General features: G+C 70.5%; 18 protein-coding genes and 1 pseudogene. 12 read left to right on the top strand and 7 right to left on the bottom strand.

What is annotated here, in order from left to right; all coding sequences use genetic code 11:
• Positions 1–774: 774 nt before the first annotated feature.
• The 4 genes and pseudogenes from KY469_01840 (at position 775) to KY469_01825 (ending at position 3,693) form a co-directional block, all read left to right on the top strand.
• Positions 775–1,293, top strand: a pseudogene (locus KY469_01840) (ribonucleoside-diphosphate reductase).
• 138 nt (positions 1,294–1,431) lie between these two features.
• Positions 1,432–2,742: a hypothetical protein gene (locus KY469_01835; GenBank protein ID MBW3661813.1), complete on the top strand. Its 1,311-nt coding sequence runs from the start codon at positions 1,432–1,434 to the stop codon at positions 2,740–2,742.
• A gap of 147 nt (positions 2,743–2,889) precedes the next feature.
• The gene (locus KY469_01830; GenBank protein MBW3661812.1) at positions 2,890–3,168 is read left to right on the top strand and encodes a DUF2277 domain-containing protein; all 279 of its coding nucleotides are present in this window, start codon (positions 2,890–2,892) and stop codon (positions 3,166–3,168) included.
• Between the two features lie 90 nt (positions 3,169–3,258).
• Complete coding sequence (locus tag KY469_01825; protein MBW3661811.1) at positions 3,259–3,693, top strand: organic hydroperoxide resistance protein; 435 nt, start codon at positions 3,259–3,261, stop codon at positions 3,691–3,693.
• 135 nt (positions 3,694–3,828) lie between these two features.
• On the opposite strand, the gene KY469_01820 is transcribed toward KY469_01825, so the two are convergent.
• The 4 genes from KY469_01820 to KY469_01805 form a co-directional block, all read right to left on the bottom strand.
• Entirely contained in the window at positions 3,829–5,025 is a 1,197-nt protein-coding gene (locus KY469_01820) for a GAF domain-containing sensor histidine kinase (protein ID MBW3661810.1), read from the bottom strand.
• Between the two features lie 252 nt (positions 5,026–5,277).
• Complete coding sequence (locus tag KY469_01815) at positions 5,278–5,883, bottom strand: methyltransferase domain-containing protein (protein MBW3661809.1); 606 nt, start codon at positions 5,881–5,883, stop codon at positions 5,278–5,280.
• Between the two features lie 165 nt (positions 5,884–6,048).
• Complete coding sequence (locus KY469_01810; protein MBW3661808.1) at positions 6,049–6,606, bottom strand: hypothetical protein; 558 nt, start codon at positions 6,604–6,606, stop codon at positions 6,049–6,051.
• 134 nt (positions 6,607–6,740) lie between these two features.
• Positions 6,741–7,442, bottom strand: coding sequence for a CPBP family intramembrane metalloprotease (locus tag KY469_01805; protein MBW3661807.1), 702 nt, complete (start codon positions 7,440–7,442; stop codon positions 6,741–6,743).
• Between the two features lie 64 nt (positions 7,443–7,506).
• Between KY469_01805 and KY469_01800 the strand changes: the two genes are divergently transcribed.
• The 4 genes from KY469_01800 (at position 7,507) to KY469_01785 (ending at position 11,445) form a co-directional block, all read left to right on the top strand.
• Entirely contained in the window at positions 7,507–8,400 is an 894-nt protein-coding gene (locus tag KY469_01800; GenBank protein ID MBW3661806.1) for a crotonase/enoyl-CoA hydratase family protein, read from the top strand.
• Between the two features lie 80 nt (positions 8,401–8,480).
• The gene (locus tag KY469_01795) at positions 8,481–10,139 is read left to right on the top strand and encodes an FAD-binding dehydrogenase (GenBank protein ID MBW3661805.1); all 1,659 of its coding nucleotides are present in this window, start codon (positions 8,481–8,483) and stop codon (positions 10,137–10,139) included.
• The gene (locus KY469_01790) at positions 10,085–10,645 is read left to right on the top strand and encodes a hypothetical protein (GenBank protein ID MBW3661804.1); all 561 of its coding nucleotides are present in this window, start codon (positions 10,085–10,087) and stop codon (positions 10,643–10,645) included. Before KY469_01795 ends, KY469_01790 begins: the two co-directional genes overlap by 55 nt.
• Positions 10,646–10,701: 56 nt before the next feature.
• Positions 10,702–11,445 carry a hypothetical protein gene (locus KY469_01785; GenBank protein ID MBW3661803.1) on the top strand — a complete coding sequence of 248 codons (744 nt, stop codon included), beginning with the start codon at positions 10,702–10,704 and terminating at the stop codon, positions 11,443–11,445.
• A gap of 6 nt (positions 11,446–11,451) precedes the next feature.
• Here KY469_01785 and KY469_01780 read toward each other — a convergent pair whose 3' ends face one another.
• Positions 11,452–13,245 (bottom strand): cell wall-binding repeat-containing protein, encoded by a 1,794-nt coding sequence (locus tag KY469_01780; protein ID MBW3661802.1) that lies wholly within the window; start codon positions 13,243–13,245, stop codon positions 11,452–11,454.
• 180 nt (positions 13,246–13,425) lie between these two features.
• Between KY469_01780 and KY469_01775 the strand changes: the two genes are divergently transcribed.
• From KY469_01775 to KY469_01765, 3 genes are all read left to right on the top strand, one after another.
• Positions 13,426–16,401 carry a penicillin acylase family protein gene (locus KY469_01775; GenBank protein MBW3661801.1) on the top strand — a complete coding sequence of 992 codons (2,976 nt, stop codon included), beginning with the start codon at positions 13,426–13,428 and terminating at the stop codon, positions 16,399–16,401.
• Between the two features lie 209 nt (positions 16,402–16,610).
• The gene (locus tag KY469_01770; protein ID MBW3661800.1) at positions 16,611–16,820 is read left to right on the top strand and encodes a hypothetical protein; all 210 of its coding nucleotides are present in this window, start codon (positions 16,611–16,613) and stop codon (positions 16,818–16,820) included.
• A gap of 114 nt (positions 16,821–16,934) precedes the next feature.
• On the top strand, positions 16,935–18,905 hold the full coding sequence (locus tag KY469_01765) for a cell wall-binding repeat-containing protein (protein ID MBW3661799.1): 1,971 nt from the start codon (positions 16,935–16,937) through the stop codon (positions 18,903–18,905).
• 15 nt (positions 18,906–18,920) lie between these two features.
• Here KY469_01765 and KY469_01760 read toward each other — a convergent pair whose 3' ends face one another.
• Positions 18,921–20,729 carry a biotin carboxylase gene (locus tag KY469_01760; protein ID MBW3661798.1) on the bottom strand — a complete coding sequence of 603 codons (1,809 nt, stop codon included), beginning with the start codon at positions 20,727–20,729 and terminating at the stop codon, positions 18,921–18,923.
• A 191-nt stretch (positions 20,730–20,920) separates the two neighbouring features.
• Entirely contained in the window at positions 20,921–21,397 is a 477-nt protein-coding gene (locus KY469_01755) for an SRPBCC family protein (GenBank protein ID MBW3661797.1), read from the bottom strand.
• 282 nt (positions 21,398–21,679) lie between these two features.
• Here KY469_01755 and KY469_01750 point away from each other — a divergent pair, with 282 nt between their 5' ends.
• Positions 21,680–23,071 (top strand): choice-of-anchor B family protein, encoded by a 1,392-nt coding sequence (locus tag KY469_01750; protein MBW3661796.1) that lies wholly within the window; start codon positions 21,680–21,682, stop codon positions 23,069–23,071.
• Positions 23,072–23,073 lie beyond the last annotated feature (2 nt).

Raw genomic sequence — 23,073 nt, 5'->3', positions numbered from 1 at the left:
TACGCCAACCTCGGTGGGCTGCTGATGTCGATCGGGCTGCCCTACGACTCCGACGAGGGTCGCGCCTGGGCGGGCGCCATCACGGCGCTGATGACCGGGCACGCCTACCGCAGCTCGGCCGAGTTCGCGCGCGTCGTGGGTGCCTTCGACGGCTACAAGAAGAACGAGAAGCCGATGCTGCGCGTCATCGGCAAGCACCGCGATGCGGTCGACGACATCGACCCGCGCAGGGTCCCAGAGGATCTGCTCGAAGCGGCCCGCACCGCCTGGGACGAGGCGCTGACGCTCGGCGAGCGTCACGGCTACCGCAACAGCCAGGCCTCAGTGCTCGCTCCTACCGGCTGCCTCGTCGGTGGCACGTTGGTGCCGACCGAGCGCGGACTCGTCCGCCTGACCTCGCTGGGGGATCCGGCGGGGGAGCAGTGGCAGGACCTCGGCATCGACGTCGCGACGGACGAGGGCGTCCGCGAGGCGAGCAAGTTCTACGTCAACGGGCTCGAGTCCGTGGTGACGGTCAACACCGGGCGCGGCTACCGCATCCAGGGCACGCCCAAGCACCGCATCAAAGTCGTACGGCCCGACGGCACGTGGGAGTGGAAGCGCTTCGGCGACATCGCTGCCGGTGATCGCGTGCCGCTGTCGCTGGACCAGCTCGTCGGCGAGCCGCAGAGCGTGAGCCTGTCGCCGCTCGGCGAGGGCTACTGGACCGGCGAGCGTCACGCCGTCGCGCCCCGCGAGGTGACGCCGCAGCTCGCCGAGCTGGTCGGTTATTTCATGGGTGACGGTTCGTTGCACGCGCGTGGCATCCGCCTGTGCGTCGCGGCGGAGGACTGGGATGTCATCGAGCGCCTCAAGGTCCTCGGCAAGGAGCTGTTCAACCTCGAGGCGCACGTCACCGAGCAGGTCGGCTACACCGAGGTGGCGTTCCACTCGGTCCGGCTGGTCGAGTGGTGGGAGGCGGTCGGCTTCGCCAAGCGCGTGCCGCAGCCGGGCCACAGCGGGAAGGGCTGGGAGCCGCACATCCCGGACGCGATCCTGTACACCAACGACCGCGCGGTCTACTCCGCCTTCGTGCGCGGCCTGTTCGAGGCGGATGGCACCGTGGCCGGGGGCGGGTACCCGAGCTGGTCGACGACGTCGCTCCAGCTGTCCCACGACGTGCAGTCGCTGCTGCTCGCGATGGGCTACCCGACCACCCGCAAGATGGACCGCTCCGGCTGGGGCGATTCCGATCTCGCGGTCCTGCGGATCCTCAACTCGTCCTACAACGAGCCGTGGCTGGAGGAGGTCGGGTTCATCTCGGACCGCAAGAACGCCGGCGTTGCGATCAAGGGCAGTCAACAGAGCGCGCGCTACGACCACATCCCGATAACGCGCGAACTCATCGACCGTGTCGCCCCGCACAACGGCCGCTTCCGAAAGCTGCTCCTGATGGCGCTCGGCCGGACGGCCTCGGTGTCGCGTCGCCTGGCCAGCGAGGTGTTCGACGCCACGGCGGACGCGGAGTTGGGTCACCTGCTGGGCTTCTTCTACGACGAGGTCGCCTCGGCAGAGCTCGGCGAGGACGAGCTGACCTACGACCTGTCGGTGCCGGACAACGTCACCTACATCGCCAACGGGTTCGTGAGCCACAACACCATCGGGCTCATGATGGACTGCGACACGACCGGGATCGAGCCCGACCTGGCGCTGGTCAAGACCAAGAAGCTGGTCGGCGGTGGCTCGATGCAGATCGTCAACCAGTCGATCCCCGCGGCGCTCGAGCACCTGGGCTACAACGCCGAGCAGGCCGAGGCGATCATCGCCCACATCGATGAGAACAAGACCATCGACGGGGCACCGGCCCTGCGTGAGGAGCACCGCGCCGTCTTCCAGTGCGCCATGGGCGACAACGCCATCCACTACATGGGGCACGTGAAGATGATGGCTGCCTGCCAGCCAGCCCTCAGCGGAGCAATCTCGAAAACCGTGAATGTTCCGGAAGAGGCGACGGTCGAGGACGTCGAGCAGTTGTTCTACGAGGGCTGGAAGCTCGGCCTGAAGGCGATCGCGATCTACCGCGACAACTGCAAGGTCGGCCAGCCCCTGTCGGTCACGAAGAAGGCTGGGGGGGTGGCGGGCGAGACCGGCGGCATCCAGGTCAAAGAAGGGATGATCCGGCGCAAGCTGCCCAGGCAGCGCCCCAGCCAGACCATCTCGTTCCAGGTCGGCGACGCGCAGGGCTACCTGACGGCCGGGGAGTACCCCGGCGACGGTCTCGGCGAGATCTTCCTCAAGCTGGGCAAGCAGGGCTCGACCCTGTCGGGTGTCATGGACGCGTTCGCGATAAGCGTGTCGCTCGGCCTGCAGTACGGGGTCCCGCTCGACGCGTACATCGAGAAGTTCATGAACATGCGCTTCGAGCCCGCCGGCATGACCGACGATCCCGACGTGCGGTTCGCGACCTCGATCGTCGACTTCATCGCGCGCAAGCTCGCGATCGAGTACCTGCCCGCCGACAAGCGCGCGGCGCTCCGCATCGCGACGACGAGCGAGCGCACCGAGGCGCTCGACGCCGATGGCTACGGTGATTCCGCGGAAGCAGCGGTGCCGGAGGCAGCGACCGAGCTGCCCCAGTCGCCCGCCCCGACCAACCGCGTCGACGTCGACGCCCCGATGTGCTTCAACTGCGGCATCAAGATGAAGCGGGCCGGGGCGTGCCACGTGTGCGAGTCCTGCGGCACTACGAGCGGCTGCTCGTGACAGGTCACCTCACTGGGTGAAGGAGGGGCGCCCCGCGGGGCGCCCCTCCGCATGGTTCGGCGCGTCGGTGTGTAGCGGTGCTCGGTCATGACCGAGCGGACCGGCACACGGACTCGGTAGCGTGGGGCGTGGACCGGGAGGTGCGACATGTGCCGCAACATCCTCGAGCTGCGCGGGCTCGACCCGCCCGCGACCGACGACGAGATCGAGGCGGCCGCGCGCCAGTACGTGCGCAAGATCAGCGGGATCCGCCAGCCCAGCGAGGCCGTGCTGGACGCGGGCTACGAGGAGGCGGTCGCCGAGATCGCCCGCGTGAGCGCCGATCTGCTGCGGGCGCTGCCGCCCCGCCGCCAGCCGCCCAAGGTCGAGCCACCACTGCGCCGCCCCGAGGTCCGTTCCCGGTTGGGGCTGCCGCCGCGCAGCTGACGCTCACCCGAGCGGGTGTCACGCAGCGACGCGGCGTTGGCGTGGCCGCGATCAGCCACTACACCACGGGGAGCGACCGGGAGGGACGCGATGAAGATCCTCTACACCACCGATGCCACCGCCACGGGCGGCCGGGAAGGGCACGTGCACACCTCCGACGGCCGGCTCGACCTCGAGCTGGCCCTCCCGAAGGAGCTCGGTGGTCCGGGGGGCCCGGGGACCAACCCCGAGCAGCTCTTCGCGGCCGGCTTCGCTGGGTGCTTCGACAACGCCATGTTGCTGGTCGCGCGGCGCATGAAGCTCGACGCCACGGGCTCCCGGGTGACCGCGCAGGTCGGCCTGGGCATGTTCGAGGCGGGCCGGTTCGGTCTGGAGGTGGAGCTGCTCGTCAGCCTGCCCGAACTCGACGAGGACGAGGCCCGAGCGCTCGTCGACGCGACCCACAAGGTCTGTCCCTTCAGCAACGCCGTCGCGGGCAACATCGACGTCCAGCTCACCGTCGTCCCGCCCTCGGACGTCCTGTAGCAACCCGTGGTCCCGCGCGTGGTCAGGCAGGCTTGTCCTCCGCGAAGCCCTGACGCAACTCGGCGTTGCCGACACGCCGCCTCGGCGTTGCGCCCCGCACCGGAGCCGGTGTCGACCACGCGCGCGGGGGCCGGTCTACGCGGTGGGGAGCAGCAGCGCGAAGGTGCTGCCGATGCCCGGCTCCGAGTCGACCTCGATCCGGCCTCCCTGCGCCTCTGCGAGGACCTTCGACACGTAGAGCCCGAGACCGGTACCCGTGCTATGCCGGCCCCGGAAGCCCTTGTCGAAGACCCGCTCGAGATCGTGGGGATGGAGGCCTCGACCTCGGTCGCTGACCGCGATCCGCACCGTTCGCTCGTCGTACGTGGCGACGGACACCTCGACCGAGGTGCCCCCGCTGAAGCGCGTAGCGTTGTTCACCAGCTCCAGGACGATCTGCTTGGTCCGCGCAGGGTCACCCAGGCCCCGCGGCACGGCGGCCTCCGCTCGGACCGCGATCGTGTGGTCACCGAAGATCTCGCACGCCTCCTCCACGATCGGGACCAGGTCGATGGGTACGCAAGCCACGGTCGGGGGGTGCTCGCCCTCGAGGCTCACGTAATCCAGGAACTGGTGGACGAGGCGGTCGAGCTGCGCCAGATGGCGACGGTGCATCGCGCGCAGCGAGGCGGCCTCCTCGTCGCTGAGCCCGTCCGGCTCGTCCAGCAGGCTGGCGGTGCCCTGTAGGACCGCCAGCGGCGTCCGCATCTCGTGCGACACCCCCGCAACGATGGCCTCACGGAGGCGCGCTGCCTCTTGCGCCGCCTCGGAGGCCACGCGGTTCCGGGCCGCGAGCCGGAGCTCGAGCTCGTCCACGACCACGGCTGCGAGGTCGCGGAGGGTCGCGAGCTCCTCGTCCGTGATCTCGCGCGGCTCGACATCGATCACGTTCAACGTGCCGAGGTTGTACCCGCTGTGGGTGGTGAGCGGTACCGCTGCGTAGAAGCGCAGGCCCAGCTCGCCACAGACCAGCGGGTTGTCGAGCGTCCGCGGGTCGATGCTGGCGTCGGTGACCACGTAGGGATCGAGTTGCATCACGGCCGAGGCACACAGCCCGGGGTCGCGGCCGATCTGCTCCACCGCGATGCCGTGCGCCGACTTGAACCAGATACGGTCGACGTCGACGATCGAGATCGTGCTGATGGGGGCCCGGCAGAACCGCGCAGCCAGCTGCGTGATGCGGTCGAACGCCCCGTCGGGCGGCGTATCCAGGATGTCGTAGCGACGGACGACGTCGAGCCGTGCCGCCTCATCGAAACGACCGAGCGGTGCGCTGGCATCGTCCGTGATCACGTGCGACCTTCCCGTCGGTCAGCCGAGGCTAACCAAGGGCGTGGGTGGGCCTCCCTGGACGACCGGGCAGCCAGGCCGCTGCTACGCCGGCTTCACGGCGGTGAACGGGTAGCCGGAGACGCCGTAGGTGCGAGCGTTGCCCTCGCCCGACGCCCCGCCGTAGGTGTCGACCGACTCGCCGAAACGCAGATCGCGGAAACCGACCCCTTCGATGATGGCCGTCCAACCTGGACAGGCCAGCGCCCCGGCGATTCAACCCTTCCAGAGGTCGATGTCCCGTTTCGCCGCATCCGGCACGTCACGCTCGACGCAGACGTCGGCGATCTGGATGCGACCGCCGGGGCGCACCACGCGGAAGATCTCGCGGTACGCGGCGACCTTGTCGGGGACGAGGTTGAGCACCCCGTTGGAGATCACGAGATCGGCCCAGCCGTCCTCGACCGGCAGCTCCTCCGCGAAGCCCTGACGGAACTCGGCGTTGCCGACTCCGGCCGCCTCGGCGTTGCGCCCCGCACGCTCCAGCATCGCCGGGGTCATATCTACACCGATCACCGCCCCATCTGCCCCGACCGATCGCGCCGCGATGAGCGAATCGAGTCCGGCACCCGAGCCCACGTCGACGACGCGCTCACCCGGCTGCGGCGGCCCCCAGGCGAACGGGTTCGCGACGCCGGCGAAGGCCTCGATGCACGGCTCCGGAAGGCCCTCGAGCAGCTCGTCCGCGTAGCCGAGCCGGGTCGTCGCGGTGCGCCCGGTGTGGAAGTGGTACTCGCCCTCGGGATGCTCGGCGACCTCGGCGTAGTGCGCCGACACCTCGCTGCGGAGGGTGTCGACGTCGACCATGGCCTGCTCTGACACGGTGTTCCGTCTCGTCGGTGACGGTCCGAGGGTGGCGTCCGCGGCCTGCCTACGTCAAGGTCGCGCGACGGGACCTGGTCCGCTCGCACGCGTCGATGTGCCGGTCTGCTCGGTCATGACCGACAGGAGCGGTACATCGACGGCTCGGCGTCGCGCAAGCTCCGCTCAACAGGGCGGGGCGGTCGAGAGGTCGACCTCGTACGCGAAGGATCCGCCCTGATCGAACTCGCCTGCGCCGGCCGACACGTCTCCACGCAGCTCGTGCGACGCCGTGCCGGTGAACTGCGCCCCCGCGTCGCCGGGCCCGTACAACTCGAAGTACAGCTCGTCCGCGGCGTCCGGATCGTCGTCGACCACGATGAACTCGAACGCCGCACGACCTCCGCCTCGCTCGACCATGAGCGCCTCGTAGGTGGTGCGCTCCTCGCTCGTCCCGCTGGTGCACGCGTGGATCACGGCGTAGTCGGTCGTCCCGTCGAACACGAACGTGCCGAGGTCGTCGGGTGTCTCGCCGCCGGTCGGCGAGGCCGTCACATCGGGGTCGGTGGTCGCCGTCGAGGTCGCCTCGGGGCCCGGCAGCGGCGTGGCGACGGGCTCCGAGGGATCGGTCGGGCCCGGAGCGATGTCGACGTCGTTGGAGGGATCGTCGCCCTCGATACACGACGCTCCCAGGACCGCGATGACCCCCACCGCGGCCCACGGGACGAAGCGTCCGTACCTCATGCGGCGGGTGGCGGCTCGGCGCGTCCGCGGGCGTCCATGCGAGGCTCCAGTCTCGTAGGGAACGGAAGCGTCCCGAAGGTAAGCATCAGAGCGAGCGGGCTGCCCCGCCGTCGCGACCGGACGGACGGCGCGGTTCACTCGACCGCCGCCCCGGTCCGCTGGGTGACCGCAGCGACGAGCAGTCCGAACGCGTTGATGCTCGCGTGCGCGAGGATGGGTGCGAGGAGGCTGCCACTGCCGAGGCGCAGCAGCGCGAACGCCACGCCGCCCACCGTCGTGACGAAGACGGCGACGGCGATCTCGCGACGGACGGCGCGTGGATCCGTGCGGTCGTTGAGGTGGGCCGTGAGGCGGGCCGGTCCGATGTGCCACAGCCCGAACGTCACGCTCGACGCCGCGACGGCCCACGCCCCGCCGACCGCCTCGGCGTAGACGCCGAGCAGGACACCGCGGAACGCGACCTCCTCGAACGCCGCCGTCCCGATGGGGATGCGCACGAGGACGTGGTAGGCCAGCCGACCGGGAGGCAGATCCGCGCGCTGGTCCGCGAGTGCACGCTCGATCGCCCCGACGTGGGCGGCCAGCGCCCCGGCGGTCGCCGCTCCCACAGCCGCCCCCAGTACGACCAGCCGCCCCCAGCGCAACCCCGCCTCGAGGGCGTCCGGATCGAGTCCGAGGTCCCTCCACGTCAGTCCGACGGTGTGAGCTACGACGACCAGCGCTGTACCCGCCGCCAGGTTCCTGGCGAGGTAGACCCACTCGCGGGTGACCGCCAGGTTCGTGACGATGTTGTACGCGACCAGCGCGACGCTCAGCGCCAGCGCGAGCACCAGCACGGTCCCACCTCCTCGCGGTCGGTGACGACGTTAGGGTCCGTGACCTGCGAACGATGGGGCGGATGTGAGCTACGAGACCATCCTCTACGAGGTCGACGGCGCCATCGCCACCGTGACCCTCAACCGCCCCGAGCGGCTCAACACCATCGTGCCCCCGATGCCCGAGGAGTTCCGCGACGCCATCGTCCGCGCGACCCGCGACGACGACGTCAAGGTCGTCGTCGTGCGGGGAGCGGGACGCTCGTTCTGTGCCGGCTACGACTTCGGCGAGGGCTGGGAGGGCTGGGACGAGCAGCTCACCACCGAAGGGGCGTGGGACGCCGGGAAGGACTTCGTGTTCGCCACCGCCCCCGAGCTGTCGCCGACCCAGCACTTCATGAGCATGTGGCGCTGCCCCAAGCCGGTGATCGTGCAGGTGCACGGCTGGTGCGTCGGCGGCGGCAGCGACACGGCGCTGTGCGGCGACATCGTCATCGCGTCGGAGGACGCCCGCATCGGCACGCCGTACGCGCGCATGTGGGGCGCGTACCTGTCGGGGATGTGGATCTACCGGCTGGGTCTGACCCGGGCCAAGGAGTACGCGCTGACCGGCGCCCCGCTGTCGGGGCGGGAGGCGGCCGACATCGGCCTGATCAACCGCGCGGTCCCGTTCGAGCAACTCGAGGCGACGGTCCGCGCGATCGCCGAACGACTCACGACCATCCCCGCGTCGCAGCTCGCCGCGCAGAAGCTGGTCGTCAACCACGCGTTCGAGGCCATGGGTCTGGCCAGCACCCAGACGCTGGGACCCATCCTCGACGGGCTGATGCGCAACACCCCCGACGCGCACCGCTGGATGCAGCTCGTCGCGGACGCGGGCGTCGGTGCGGCGATCGCGCAGCGCGACGGACCCTTCGGCGACTACTCGCAGGCCCCCGAGCAACAGCGGCCGGAACCGGACCACGTCATCGAACCTTGAGGCGGACGCTCACCGGATCGCTGCCCCGGACGAGGATCACGATCGGCGACTACCGTCGGTTCTGGATCGGAGGAGGCAACGTGGCGTACGACGCGGACGTGATCGTGGTGGGCGGCGGCCTCGCGGGACTGGTGGCGGCCGCGGAGGCAGCCGACGCGGGACGCAAGGTGATCCTGCTCGACCAGGAGCCGGAACAGTGCCTGGGCGGCCAGGCGTTCTGGTCGTTCGGCGGGCTGTTCCTGGTCGACTCCCCCGAGCAGCGGCGGCTGCGCATCAGGGACAGCCACGACCTCGCCTGGCAGGACTGGCAGGGAACCGCTGGCTTCGATCGCGAGGAGGACCACTGGCCGCGGGCGTGGGCGGAGGCGTACGTCGACTTCGCCGCCGGCGAGAAGCGGGCGTGGATCACCGCGCAGGGGGTGAGGTTCTTCCCCGTCGTGGGCTGGGCCGAGCGGGGCGGTGGCCTCGCGACCGGCCACGGCAACTCGGTGCCCCGGTTCCACATCACGTGGGGCACCGGACCGGCGATCGTCGAGCCGTTCGAGGCGCGGGTGCGTGCACACGCCGAGGCGGGAGGCGTCGAGCTGCGCTTCCGCCACCGCGTCGATGAGCTGAGCACTCAGGCCGGCGAGGCGACGGGGGTCGGCGGCACCGTCCTCGCCCCCGACGACTGTGGGCGCGCGCAACCCAGCAACCGCGAGGAGGTTGGGGCGTTCGAGCTGTCCGCGCAGGCGGTGATCGTGACCAGCGGCGGCATCGGCGGGAACTTCGACCTCGTCCGGCGTAACTGGCCCACCGACCGGGTCGGGCCGGCTCCGCAGAACCTGATCGCCGGCGTGCCCGACTTCGTCGACGGGCGCATGCTCGGCATCACCGAGGCGGCGGGTGGCCGCATCATCAACCGCGACCGCATGTGGCACTACACCGAGGGCATCCGCAACTGGGCCCCGATCTGGACCCATCACGGCATCCGCATCCTCCCGGGCCCGTCGAGCATCTGGCTCGACGCCACGGGTAAGCGCCTCCCGATCCCCGGCCTGCCGGGCTTCGACACGCTCGGCACGCTGGAACTCATCCTCCGCAGCGGGCACGACCACTCGTGGTTCGTGCTCAACCAGACCATCATCGAGAAGGAGTTCGCCCTTTCCGGGTCCGAGCAGAACCCCGACCTCACCGGCAGGTCGATCAGAGGCGTGCTCGGTCGCGTCCGCTCGGGCGCCCCGGAGCCGGTCGAGAAGTTCAAGCAGCACGGCGTCGACTTCGTGGTCGAGGACTCGCTCGAGGCGCTCGTCCGTGGCATGAACGCGATCAACGGTGACGAGGTGCTCGACTTCGAGACGGTCCGCCACGAGGTCCAGGCCCGGGACCGCGAGCTCGACAACGGCTACACGAAGGACCTGCAGATCGCGGCGATCCGGGATGCCCGCAACTACCTCGGCGACAAGCTCGTCCGGGTCGCCTCTCCCCACCGCATCCTCGACCCCAAGCACGGGCCGCTCATCGGCGTGAAGCTGAACATCCTCACCCGCAAGACCCTCGGAGGACTGGAGACCGACCTGGACGCCCGCGTCATGCAGGCATCTGGTCAGCCGCTCCCGGGCGTGTACGCGGCTGGCGAGGTCGCGGGCTTCGGCGGCGGCGGGATGCACGGCTACCGCGCCCTCGAAGGGACCTTCCTCGGGGGATGTCTGTTCTCGGGACGCACGGCGGGGCGCGCCGCAGCCGCCGCGGTGGGTTAGCCGTGGACGTCACGCCCCGCGACGACCTCGAACGTGCCGTGCTCGACCACCTCGCCGCGTCCGGTGGTGAGCACGAGGTCATCGAGATCGATCCCGACCTCGCGGACACCGCCGACTTCTGCGCGCACTACGGCTACGCGCTCGAGGACTCGGCCAACTGCATCCTCGTCGCGTCGAAGCAGGATCCCCCACAGGTCGCGGCGTGCCTCGTGCTCGCCACCACCCAACTCGACGTGAACAGCCGGGTCCGCAAGCTCATGGGCGTGCGTCGGCTGTCGTTCGCCCCCGAGGATCTCGTCCGCGACCTCACCGGGATGCAGATCGGCGGCGTGACGCCGTTCGCGCTCCCCCCCACGATCCCCCTGCTCATCGACGAGCACGTGGTACGCCGCGCGCGGGTCATCGTCGGTGGAGGCAGCCGCCGCCTCAAGATCCTGGTCGATCCCGCCGTTCTCGCCGCGTTGCCCAACGCCCGGGTAGAGGACATCGCGAGGTTGCCGATGTGACCTCGCCGGCTGGGGGAGCGGCGTACGCTCCCCCCTTCGCGAGGTGAGGTGTGGTCGTGGCGGTGCAGCAGCCGGTGGCGTCTGGGACGTGGCTGGGCGTGCCTCGGGCCCGCGTCGAGAGCGACGTGCGCGCGGCCTCCGCCGCCGTCGCGGCGGGAACCCTCCTGGGCTTCGTGGTGATCGGGTGGGGGAGCCGCCTCGCCATGATGCTGCTGGCAAAGCTCAACCCCGAGGTCACCGGACGCATCAGCGACGACGGCTTCCGGATGGGACAGTTCACCCTCGGCGACACGATGGGCCTGGTGCTGTTCAGCACCATCCTGGGTGCGGTTGGGGGCCTGCTCTACCTCGCCATCCGGCCCCTACGGATGGGGCCCTCGTGGTTCCAGCACGCCGCCCTGTTCGTCGGTCCGTCCGTCGTCGTGGGGAGCATGCTGGTGCACACCGACGGCATCGATTTCCGCGTGCTCCACCCGGCCTGGTTCGCGATCGCGTTGTTCGTCGCGCTCCCAGGCGTGTACGCGCTCTCGGTCGCCCTCCTCGCCGAGCGCTGGCTCGCCGACGACGCCTGGTTCCGGCGGCGGCCGCTCAGCCACGTTGCGCCGGTGCTCGTGGCCCTGATCCCGTTCTGGCCGCTCGTGATCGCGGTGCTGATCGCGTGGGCTCTGCGCAACCTCTACCTCGCCACCGCCGACGCGTCCGCGTCCGCCAAGCTGGCGTGGGTCGCGCGTGGCGGACTCGCGGTCGTGTTCGCGCTGGCGCTGCTGAACCTCGTCGGCGAGATCCTCGAACTCACCTGATCGCGCTCACTGGTAGCTGATGAAGTCGGGGACGGGGCGGACCTCGGCGAGCAGCTCGTGCGGCGTGTACATCTGGTCGTCCTCGTCGTAGAACAGCTTCCAGCCGTTCCACCACCGCCCCGTCGGGTCGCTGACGTGGCTGTAGGTGTTGCGCTTCTGCTGGCGGCCGCCGTGCCCGTCCATGTGGAACAGCACCGCCAGCTCCGGTGGGTGTCCAACGAGGTGCTTGTCCTCGACCATGCGCGTCTGGAACTGGTGCACGACGAGCAGCTTCTGCGGCAGGTGTTGCTCGCGCACGATCGTCGCGAGGTAGTCGGCGACGGCGTTGACCTCGCTGGCGTGGACCTCACCCACGCTCTGGGCCGGCACCTCGTCGGCGTCCATGCGCCATTCGGGATCGAGGGCGACCCCGACGTCGGGTTCGCGCAGGAACGTCTCGTAGCGCCTGACCTCCGACAGGAAGTCGCTACGACCGGGCTGGATGTCGAGCAGCAGGTAGGTGCCGTGACGCCTCGCGGCGTCGAGCCACGGCTGGATCTGCTCGGGTGAGGACGGGGCGCTGTAGTCGCCATCCGGCCCGGGTCCGGACGTCGCGACCGAGACGATCAGCTCGAACGTGGGCAGGAGCGGCCGTCCGCCCGCCTCGTAGGGCTGGGCCTGCTGCCACAGGCGTTCGTAGGCCGCGTCGGGTGGCTGCTCGCCGAGCACGCCCAGTCGCGGTGAGGTGTGGTGGCCGTAGAAGGCGACCATCCGGAACGTGGGGAAGAGCGTGAAGCCGCCCCGCGGCAGTTCGGCTCCGGTGAGCACCACGTCGAGCTGCCACGGGGCATCGTCGGTGATGGCGGCGGGACCTCCGGACAGCACGAACGCCTCGGTGGTCCCGTCACCGACGAGATCGCGCAGGTGGCGTGCGGTGTCGGGTACGTGCCGGAGGTCGGAGCCGTCGACGAGCAGCAGGCTGGCCCCTTCCGCTGCGACGGCAGGTCCGGCCGCCAGCGCATCGGGGAAGTCCCGACCGGTCGCCAACCACAGCGTCCGGGCGTCGAGGCCGTGCTGGAGCGCCTCCCGGTGCACCGTGATGCTGGTGGCGTAGCGGTCGGGGCCGTGGAGGCGCTCGACCCGCGGGGCGAGTCCTCCGAGTTCCTCGGAGACGGCGTCGCCGACCACGGCGGAACCGCCGATCACGAAGACGACCTCGGGCTCGAGCTGTTCGAGGGTCCGGCGGGTCACCGGCGTCAGCTGGTCGGCGGCGGTCAGGAGCAACGGCCAGCCGAGCTGCGCCGCGAGCGGCGCAGCCGACAGCGCGTCGGCGAAGGAGGTGCCGGACACGACCACCGCACCCGAGGGTGCATCGAGCTCCAACGCGACGGCCGCCGCCGTTCGGTAGCGATCGTCGCCCTCGACACGTCGCACGTCGTAGCCCTCGGCCAGCTCCTCCTCGACGTCGTCCGAGATCGCGGTCTCGCCCCCGAGGAGGACCAGCTCGGAGACGCCGAGGCGTTCGAGCTCGTCCGCGACACGCGCGTCGAGCTGGTCCGAGGAGGTCAGCAGCAGCGGGGCGGCGAGCGCGTGCGCGAGCGGGGCCGCCGCCAGCGCATCGGCGAAGTCGTCCGCCCGCGCGAGCACCGCGGTGGTCGACGAGTCGTGGACGGCTGCGCTCACCGCGATAGCGGTGGCGATCCGGTCCTCGCCCGCGAGGCGCTCGAGCGGCACGGCCCCGTCCTCGGCTCTCGCCACGACGCCCTGGGCCGCGACGAGCGTCGTGAGGGTGGCGGCCAGCCACCGTGCCCCTGCGGTCACGCAGCCTCCGTCCAGTCGCCCCTCGTGCGTTCTCGTCGCCTGCGGCCGCGTGCAGCCGCGCGCGAGGCTAGCCGCGTCGATGTACCGGTTCCGGTGCCAGATGGCACCAGGATGGGCACACCGACGCGGCCTCCGGATGGGCGCGGCTAGGTTCGGCGCAGTCTCCCAGCGAGGTCATCCGTGCGGTCCCGCGTCCTGCTCGCCGTTCTGGGCGTGGTTCTGGTGCTCGCATCCGTGGTTCCGGTCGCCGCCCAGGACCAGCAGGGCCACTACCAGGGGTTCGGTGACGCCACCGGCTTCTACAACATCGTCCCACCGGGGCAGGACGGGACCCTCAACGGACCGGAGGGAGCTCAGGCACAGGCAGGGCTGGGGCTGCCGCAGCACGTCGACGACCAGCTGCACCTGTACGGCGACCTGGTATACGACGACGCCACGCCTGGCTTCGACGTCGGGCGCATCCTCGAGTACTTCAAGGACGCCTCGTTCGGTGTGGCCCAGGACGACATCGCCGAGGTCTACAGCCCCGGCGGTCGGGACGACGTCGTCGTCATCCGCGACGCGAGCTTCGGCGTACCGCACATGTTCGGCGAGACCCGGGAAGGGACCCTGTTCGCCAACGGCTACACCGCCGCAGAGGACCGGCTGTTCCTCATGGACATCCTGCGCCACCTCGGGCGCGCCGACCTCGCCGCGTGGCTCGGCGCGGCGCAGGGGAACCGCAACGAGGACGCGAACCAGCTCGCCGTCGCCCCGTACATCGAGGCCGACTTCACAGCCCAGATCGAGGCCATCCGCGACGGCCGCGGCGAGGTCGGGCAGCGGGCCTACGACGACATCGTGGCCTACACCGCGGGCGTGAACCAGTACATCCAGGAGGCCCTGCTCGACCCCTCGAAGCTCCCAGGCGAGTACCCGGCTCTGCAGCTGGTGCCGGAGGAGTGGGTCATCGAGGACGCGGTCGCCATCGCGTCACTGGTGGGCGGCATCTTCGGCAAGTCCGGAGGCCGGGAGGTGCGCAACCTCTGTGCGCTGCACGATCTGGAGGCGCACTACGGCGACGCGGCGACCGCACGCGAGGTCTTCGACGACCTGACGTTCCCCGCCGACGGCGAGGCGCCGACGTCGAGCTTCGACGCCTTCGCCTACCCCGACACCGCCCCGTTCGACCCCGCCAGCGTGCCGGACGTCGACTGTGAGAGCTTGCAGCCCTTGCAGGCCCCCGACCCCGGCCTCGACGATGTAGCCGGGGCGATCGTCGACGTCGTGCCCACTCCGCCGCTGCCGGATGGACCGGAGGATCTGCCGCTGGTCGACGGCGACGTCCCCTTCCTGGACTCGCTGACGTTCAACGACGCTATGAGCAACGCGATCCTGATCGGCGCAGAGGCCAGCGACAGCGGCGTCCCGATCGCCGTCTTCGGCCCCCAGACCGGGTACTTCTCCCCCCAGCTCCTCGTCGAGAAGGACATCCACGGACCCGGCATCCATGCCCGCGGCGTCTCCTTCGCCGGGACCGACCTGTGGATCCAGCTCGGGCGGGGTGTGGACTACGCGTGGAGCGCGACGTCGAGCCACGTTGACAACGTCGACGAGTTCGTCCTGCGGCTGTGCGAGCCGGGTGCCGACGACCCGCTCGGCGAGGCGACCACCGAGTCGATGGGCTACCTCCACGATGCCTCGTGTGAAGAGATCGAGGCGGTCCAGGAGGTCAAGCTGTCCAAGCCGGGGGCGGCCGGGCAACCCGACGGTCCCGACGACGTCTACGTCAACAAGTACTTCGAACGCACCGCCGACTACGGCCCGGTCATCGCGCGCGGCACGCTGCGAGACGGCACACCCATCGCGGTCGCGGAGAAGCGGTGGACCTACGGCAACGAGCTCGGCTCCGCCGTGGGCTTCCTGCTGCTCAACGACCCCTCGGTCATCCAGGGCGAGTTCGAGCGCTGGCGCGAGAACTTCAGCCACAACGTCGACTACGTCTTCAACTGGTTCTACGTCGACGACGATGAGATCGGCTACAGCGTGTCCTGTGCGTGCCCGGTTCCGGCGGAGGGCACCGACCCCTACCTGCCCCAGTGGGGTGACGGTGGCTGGGACTGGCAACCCACGCTGCCGCGCGACGATCTGCCGTGGGATCTCAACCCCGACGAGGGCCTGCTCGTCTCGTGGAACAACAAGGAGGCGCCGGGGTTCCGTTCGAGCGACTCGTCGCAGTCCTTCGGCCCGATCCACCGGTCCGACCTGCTGCAACGTCGCGCCGAGGACCTCCTTGACGAGCAGGGTGAGCTGGGCGTCGGTGACGTCGTTGATGTCATGGCGCTGGCCGGCACGACCGATCTGCGGGCCCAGGAGCTGATGCCGCTGCTGCTCGAGGTGATGGGCGCCACAGCGCCCGATGATCTCGATCCGCGGACCCAGCAGGCGTGGGACCTGCTCCGTGCCTGGGCGGCCGACGACCTCGGGCACCGTCGGGACCACGACCGCGACGGGGCGTACGAGCACGCCGAGGCGGTCGCCATCATGGACGCGTGGTGGGGCGACACTCCCGAGCACGACGAGACCCGTCTGCTCGACGCCGTGTTCGCGGCCGGGCACGACATCGACCTGCGTCGCACGATCGGCATCAGCGCTCACGACGGCAACCTGCGCGGGCACGTCGGTTCCGCCTTCCAGGATGCGAGCTACACCCACGTCCACAAGGACCTGCGTCAGCTGCTCGGGGAGGTGACGGTCAGCCCCTGGTCGCGCAGCTACTGCGGTCAGGGTGACCTCGGGACCTGCCGCGACAACCTCTGGCAGTCGCTGTCGGCGACCATGGCCGCGCTCGAGGACGAGTTCGGATCGGGGTCGGTGGACGACTGGGACCGCACGATCGCCGACGACGCGGTGGTGCACCGCACCCTCGGGCTCGCGGCGGTGGACGACATCCACTGGGTGAACCGCCCGACCTTCCAGCAGGTGGTCCAGCTCCCCACCGCCACCCCAGGCCCACCCTTGCCGCCACCACCGCCGGCGCCGCTCCCTGCCGACACGCCGACGACCGGTGGTGGCGCTGTGTTGGCCGGCGTCGCGATCGCGGCCCTCGCGCTGGTGCCGTCGCGTCGTCGGTGGGCTACGCGCCGGCGGGGTCGAAGGCGGGATCGGGGTCGATGATCGACGGGGCGGCTCCCTGAGGATCGGTGACGACGACGCGCTCACTCGCCACGTTGTCCTCTCTCGGACGCGGCGTACAGGACCCTAGACCCGACCGTGACGGCCTGACGGCGGACGACAGGCCGTCACTCCTCGTCAACTTGGGCCGTACCCGTCCGTCCGGGGGCGCGCCCGGGCAGACTCTCGTAGCTCACGCGAACGGGGGGCCGGTGCTGGTACGAGGGATCGTCCGGACACTCCTCGCGCTCGTGCTCGCCGGGTGGTGGCTGACACCGACGACCCTGGCCGCGGTCACCACCGCGCCGGTCCCCGAGCCGGTCTGTGCGTCGTGGTCGTTCGGTGATGCCAGCCCGACGACGGATGGCGTCGACCTCCCGGTGACGGTCGTCGTCGCGGCCTGCCCGGACGCGGAGGACTAGTCCCGGCGGGTGGTTCTGGCCTGGCCCCGAGGTGCTGGCTCAAGGGACCGCGCCAGCTCACCGATTCCCCTGACGGGCCGTCGACTGACGGATCCGCCACCGTCAGGAGCGCTCGTGCACGTGCGCCGTCTCGCCACCGCGTTGCTCGCCACCTTGGCGACCGCCGCGTCGAGCACCCCGTTCGCAGCCCCCGCGCTCGCCTCCGAGGACTACCAGCAGGTCATCGATGCGACCTTCCCCACCGACCCGCAGGTGCGGTTCAGCGACACCTACGACGCGTGCCGATCGGACTGCGCGCGGGTGCACAAGGCGACTGACCTGATGGGCGAGCGGATGTACCCCCTCTACGCCATGGTCGAGGGAGAGATCTGCGGGATCGACGACGGGGCTGAGGACGATCACGGCCGCCACATCACCGTGTGCGGCGACGACGGCCGTCGCTACCGCTACCTGCACCTCAACAACGACACACCAGGCACGGACGACAACGCCGCCGGTCTCGAGCACGTCTACGCGCCCGGCATGCGTCGTGGAGTGCGTGTCGCGCGCGGCCAGCACATCGCCTACATGGGCGACTCCGGCAACGCCGAGGACACCGCCCCGCACCTGCATCTCGACATCTTCGACGATCGCGTCGTCGATCCGTACGGCGACCACCGCGTCAACCCCTACCCGACGTTGCTGGCCGCGCTGTCGCGCGGGGACATCCCCGATGGCACCTCGTTCCACGCCGACGCTGCTGAACGGGTCGCAGGTGAGGACCGCATCGGCACCTCGATCGAGCTGGCCAGGTCGAGGTTCGACGCCGCCGAGGTGGCGCTGCTCGCGCCGTGGGACAGTCCCGGCGAGGCGATCGTCGCGGGGCCGCTGGCCGCGGCGCTCGAGGCCCCCGTGCTGGTGACGCACCGGGACCGGCTCGATCCGCGGGTGGCGGACGAACTGGCCGCGCTCGGTGTGACCCAGGTCTACCTCGTCGGCGACCTCCTCGACGGGATCGAGCTCGACCTCGACGTGGTCACGCGGCTCGGTGGCGGCGACCTGTTCGTGACCGCGGCGGCCGTGGCGGATGAGGTGTGGCGACTCCAGGGCGCGGGAGACCCGCTCGAGCACACGATCGAGGGCGATGCTGCGCCGCCGCGGGACCCGCCGCCCGTCGACGGCGAGGCAGCCGACGACGATGTGGCCTCCCCGCGCTTCGAGGTAGCGGCCGACCACGACCACGCGGATCCGTTCCTGCTCGACGGCGCCCGTGTGAGTGGTTCGGTCCACGTCCGGCTGACGAGCCCCACGGATGAGGACACGACCGACGTGGCGTTCCACCTCGACGATCCGGAGGCGGAGGGCGATCCCGTCAACGTCGAGGAGCACGCGCCCTGGGACGTCGGGACCTCGGACCGGAGCGGCACGAGGAGCTTCGACACCACGGTGCTGTCCAACGGGGAGCACACCCTCACCGCGGTGCTGACGCGACCGGACGGTCAGACCGAGCGGATCACGGCGAGCTTCGAGGTGCGCAACGTCGAGGAGCGTCGGGCACTCGTGGCGCTCGGAGCCCACAGCGATCCCACACGGTCGTGGCCGGACTCGCTCATGGCGTCGTACTACGGCTCGACGCTCGGGAGGCCGGTCCTCCTCGTCGACGAGGCCGCTCTGCCGCCGGCGACAGCCGCGGCCCTCGAGGGCGTCGCCGACGTGGAGGTCGTGGGTGGCCCCGCTGCGGTGACCGAGGACGTCTACGCCGAGGTCGCAGCGCTCGTCTCCTCGACGGGTCGGATCTTCGGCGACGACCGCTACGCCACCGCCGTCGAGGTGACATCGGATCTGCTGGAACGAGACCTGGTCACCGCCACCCGTGTGTGGGCTGCGACCGGCCGGAACTGGCCCGACGCGGCGACCGCCGGTCCCATCGTCTCCGGTCACGCCGAGGTCCTCGTGCTGGTCGATGGCGATGGTGCCGGTGCCGACGACGCCGCTCGCGCGTTCCTGCACCGCCGTGCGGACCGAGCCGCGTCGGGCGTGGTCATCGGTGGTCCGGTGGCCGTCACCGAGACCGTGTTGACCGCCTTCCGCCTCGACCTCACCTGAGCGGGCCCACTGGTTTCACCAGGTGTCGATGAACCTCCTGGTGCCTGCATGCGCTCGGTGTGGCGTCGACAGGGCGGCGGCGATGTGGTCGCGCGTATCCGCGGGATCGATGACGTCGTCGATCTCGGCGAACGATGCCACGTTGAGGCCCTCAGCGTTGGCGTAGGCCAGCGCGATCATCTCGCGCTCGCGCTCCTCGCGCTCGACCGGGTCGTCGATGGCTTCAAGCTCCCGCCTGAAGCCGAGCCTCACCGCCCCTTCGAGACCCATCGGCCCGAGCTCCGACGTCGGCCATCCGACGGTGAGGACGGGGACCGCGAGGTGACCGCCCATCATCGCCTGGGCGCCGAGCCCGTAGGCCTTGCGGGTGACGATCACGACGAGCGGGACGCGCAGGTTCGCGCCGACGACGAACATCCGTGAGAACCGCCGCACCCCGGCGTCGCGCTCCGCGTCCGGGCCGACCATGAAACCCGGGGTGTCGCACAGCACGACGACCGGGAGCTCGTGCGCGTCGCACAGCTGGAGGAACCGTGCGGCCTTGTCGGCACCATCGGCGTCGATGGCACCGCCGAGGTGGTTGGGATCGTTGGCCAGGATCCCAAGCGGACGGCCACGCACCCGTGCGAGAGCGGTGATCATCCCGCGCCCGAAGTCGCGGCGGAGCTCGAACACCGTGCCCGGATCGGCGACGGTGTCGAGGATGGGCCGCGGGTCGTAGACCAGCTTGCGGTCCTCGGGCACCGCGGTGCGCAGCGGCTGCTGTGCGTGCTCCGACCAGTCGTCGAGGTGGCCCTGGAAGTAGCTGAGGTAGCGGCGCGCTTCCGCGACCGCCTCCGCCTCGTCCGCGACCACGACGTCCACCACGCCGTTGGTCCGTTGCACCTCGATGGGGCCGATGTCCTCCGATGCGTGGACGCCGAGCCCGCCGCCCTCGATCATCGCGGGGCCGGCCATCCCGAGGTTGCTGTCCTCGGTCGCGATGAGCACGTCGGCACAGCCCGCCAGCGCGGCGTTACCGGCGAAGCAGCGTCCGTTGACGATGGCGACGGTCGGCACGTGTCCCGACAACCTCGCGAAGAGGTGGAACGCCTCGGCGTCGAGCCAGGACGCGGCCAGGACGTCGGTGTCGCCGGGGCGGCCACCACCACCCTCCGCGAAGACGACGAGCGGGAGGCGCTGGTCGTGGGCGAGCCGGAAGAGACGGTCCTTCTTGTGGTGGTTGGTGTAGCCCTGGGTCCCCGCCAGCACGGTGTAGTCGTAGGCCGCGACGGTCACGCGTGCCTGCTGGGCACCGAACAGCTCGGCGTTGACGGTTCCCGTGCCGGTGATGAGCCCGTCCGCGGGCGTCGCGGCGCGGAGCTCCTCGAGCGGGCGGCGACTGCGCTGCGCGGCGACCGCGAGGCCGCCGTACTCGAGGAAGCTGCCGTCGTCGAGCAGGTCGGCGACGTTCTCGCGCGCGGTCCGGTGGCCCTGCTCGTGCCGGCGCGCCACCGCATCGGGGCGCGCGTCGTCGGCGAGGAGGGCCTTGCGTTCGGCGAGACGTTGCAGGTCTCGTCGCGGCGACGCCGTCGTGTCCGCCTCGAGCGAACCGTTGACCTCGACCTCGACGGGGGTCAGGGTGACCAGGAGCGCGCCCGCCTCGATGGTGTCTCCGACCGCGACCGTCACGTCGTCGACGAGCCCGGCCTCCGGGGCGACGACCCGGTGCTCCATCTTCATGACCTCGACGTGCATCAACGCCGCCCCTGCGGCAACGGTGTCGCCAGCCGAGACGGCGATGTGGCTGACCGTGCCGGCGACCGGGCTGGTGACCGTGATCATGCCTCCCCCTTTGAGGGGGGAGGGGCCGGCGTTGCCGGCCTGGGGGGTGAGGCTCGATAGGTCATGCCTTCCCCTTTGAGGGGGGAGGGGCCGGCGTTGCCGGCCTGGGGGGTGAGGCTCGATAGGTCATGCCTCCCCCCTTGAGGGGGGAGGGGCCGGCGTTGCCGGCCTGGGGGGTGAGGCTCGATCCGTCACGAGCGTTCCAGGTAGCTGTCGAGCGCGGTGAGGCCGTCCTCGATGCCGCCCCGGATGCTCCCCCGGAGCCCGCGCAGCAACGGGCCGAGCAGGGCCGGGGGGTCGACCGCCATCCGGTAGGTGACCCGTGTCGTGCCGTCGTTGGGCTCGAGCTCGACCAGTTCCACCCCGGCACGGGCGAACGGCACGTTCGTCTCGAGGAAGGTGAACCCCCACCGCCGGGGCGGCTCCCACACGATGAACCGCTCGTGCACCTCGAGGCCCCGGACGCGGACCCTCCGGGTGGCACCGACCCCGCCTTCCTGGGTGGACGTCCACTCGGCGATCGTCAGCGAGGGCCACCACGACGACCACGATGGCGTGTCGGCCAGCGCCCCGAAGATGCGCTCAGGCGTGTGGGGCATCGTCCGCTCGGCGGTGATCACGAGAGGGGCGCGATCGACGAAGTCGAGGGTCTCGGGGCGGGCGCGCACGATCACCTCCGAACAGGATCGTGCCGGAGCCTACGCGCGTGCGCCGTCAGCGCCGGGGTGGGAGCGCGAAGACGGCGATGGCGACGGCGGAACGCAGGCGCAGGGGTTCGCCATCCTCACGATGTGTTCCTACTCATCACGCAGAGCAACCGAGGTGCGGGCGAGCGCGCGGGCCGCAGACCCTGGCCATCGGGTCGGGGACGCGGGCAGGAACGGGCCTCCCGGCCGTCGAAGGTGGCCTTGGACAGCCTTCTAGCCCCTCGATCACCCGGAGAGACCTCGATGCTACTGCGCAGGATCCTGCCTCCACTCGCTGCGGTCGCGGCCGCCGTCACGGTCGCCGCGACCGGGACCCCCGCCGCGCTCGACGGGAAAGCGCGCGCTGTCGATGCGGGCCTGCTGGAGGTCGACCTGACGGCACCCGACGCGTCCTCCCTGGCGGGCGTCGGTGCCGCGGCGACGGTGCCGGTGCCGGCTCCCGTGCCGTGCACCGCAGGGTTCGCTGGCCCCTACCCCTGCTCGAACGTCGACCTGCTCTCCATCGTCCCGCTCGCCGAGCTCGGTGGAGCCGCTGGCAACGACAGCTGGGGCTGGACCGATCCCGAGACCGGGACCGAGATCGCGATCATGGGCACCGGCACCGGTACGAGCTTCGTCGACGTGACCGACCCGAGCGCGCCCGCCGTCCTCGGACAGACGCCGCAGGCGGGTGGTGTGACCACGGAAACGACCGGGGCGATCTGGCGTGACATCAAGGTGAACGACGGCCACGCCTACATCGTCACCGAGCGCGGTGGCGGGATGCAGGTCGTCGACCTGACCCAGCTCGTGGGCCTGTCGGTCGACCCCACGCGCGAGATCGCGCCCGTCGCGACCTACACGGGTGCGAACTTCAACAGCGCGCACAACATCGTGATCAACGAGGACAGCGACCGCGCGTACCTCGTCGGTCGCAACCGCAACGGTGGCCTGCACATCGTCGACATCGCCGATCCCGCCAACCCCACGTTCCTCGGCGTGTTCGACGACGACGGCTACACCCACGATGCCCAGTGCGTGCTGTACGAGGGCCCCGACACCGACTACTACCAGGCCGACGAGGAGGGCAACGTCGTCCTCCAGCGCGAGATCTGCTTCGCCTTCAACGAGGACACGGTCACGATCGTGGACGTCACCGACCCGCTCGCACCGAGGCAGATCAACCGGATCGGCTACGACAGCGCCAGGTACACCCACCAGGGGTGGCTGACGCCGGGCCAGGACTTCTTGATCTTCAACGACGAGCTCGACGAGGAGTACGCGTACGACGAGCAGACGGTGTCGAACACGACCACCTACATCGTCGAGGTCACCGACCTCGACGCTCCGTACACCGACGCGGACGTCAAGCGCTACAGCCACGAGACCCTCACGATCGACCACAACCTCTACATCCAGGACGACCTCGTCTTCGAGGCGAACTACAACGAGGGGCTGCGGGTCCTGCGCTACACGGAGGAGGGCCTGCGCCAGGGTCAACTCGAGGAGGTCGCGTACTTCGACGTCGACCCCGGTCTGAACGTCGAGGCGTACGGCGGTGCCTGGAACGTCTACCCCTTCTTCGAGTCGGGGACGATCGTGGTGAGCACCATCGACGAGGGGCTGTTCCTGCTGAAGGTGAACCTGCCCGAGTGATC

Source organism: Actinomycetota bacterium, assembly GCA_019347575.1.
Taxonomy (GTDB): domain Bacteria; phylum Actinomycetota; class Nitriliruptoria; order Nitriliruptorales; family Nitriliruptoraceae; genus JAHWKY01.
Note: the sequence above shows the minus strand (reverse complement) of the source record. Positions and strands in the feature narration are given on the sequence as shown.

Excerpts from the sequence above, each read along its gene's own strand:
- KY469_01835 (MBW3661813.1), top strand. The coding sequence starts at position 1,432 with ATGGCGCTCGGCCGGACGGCCTCGGTGTCGCGTCGCCTGGCCAGCGAG.
- KY469_01830 (MBW3661812.1), top strand. The coding sequence starts at position 2,890 with ATGTGCCGCAACATCCTCGAGCTGCGCGGGCTCGACCCGCCCGCGACC.
- KY469_01825 (MBW3661811.1), top strand. The coding sequence starts at position 3,259 with ATGAAGATCCTCTACACCACCGATGCCACCGCCACGGGCGGCCGGGAA.
- KY469_01810 (MBW3661808.1), bottom strand. The coding sequence starts at position 6,606 with ATGAGGTACGGACGCTTCGTCCCGTGGGCCGCGGTGGGGGTCATCGCG.
- KY469_01790 (MBW3661804.1), top strand. The coding sequence starts at position 10,085 with ATGTCTGTTCTCGGGACGCACGGCGGGGCGCGCCGCAGCCGCCGCGGT.
- KY469_01760 (MBW3661798.1), bottom strand. The coding sequence starts at position 20,729 with ATGATCACGGTCACCAGCCCGGTCGCCGGCACGGTCAGCCACATCGCC.
- KY469_01750 (MBW3661796.1), top strand. The coding sequence starts at position 21,680 with ATGCTACTGCGCAGGATCCTGCCTCCACTCGCTGCGGTCGCGGCCGCC.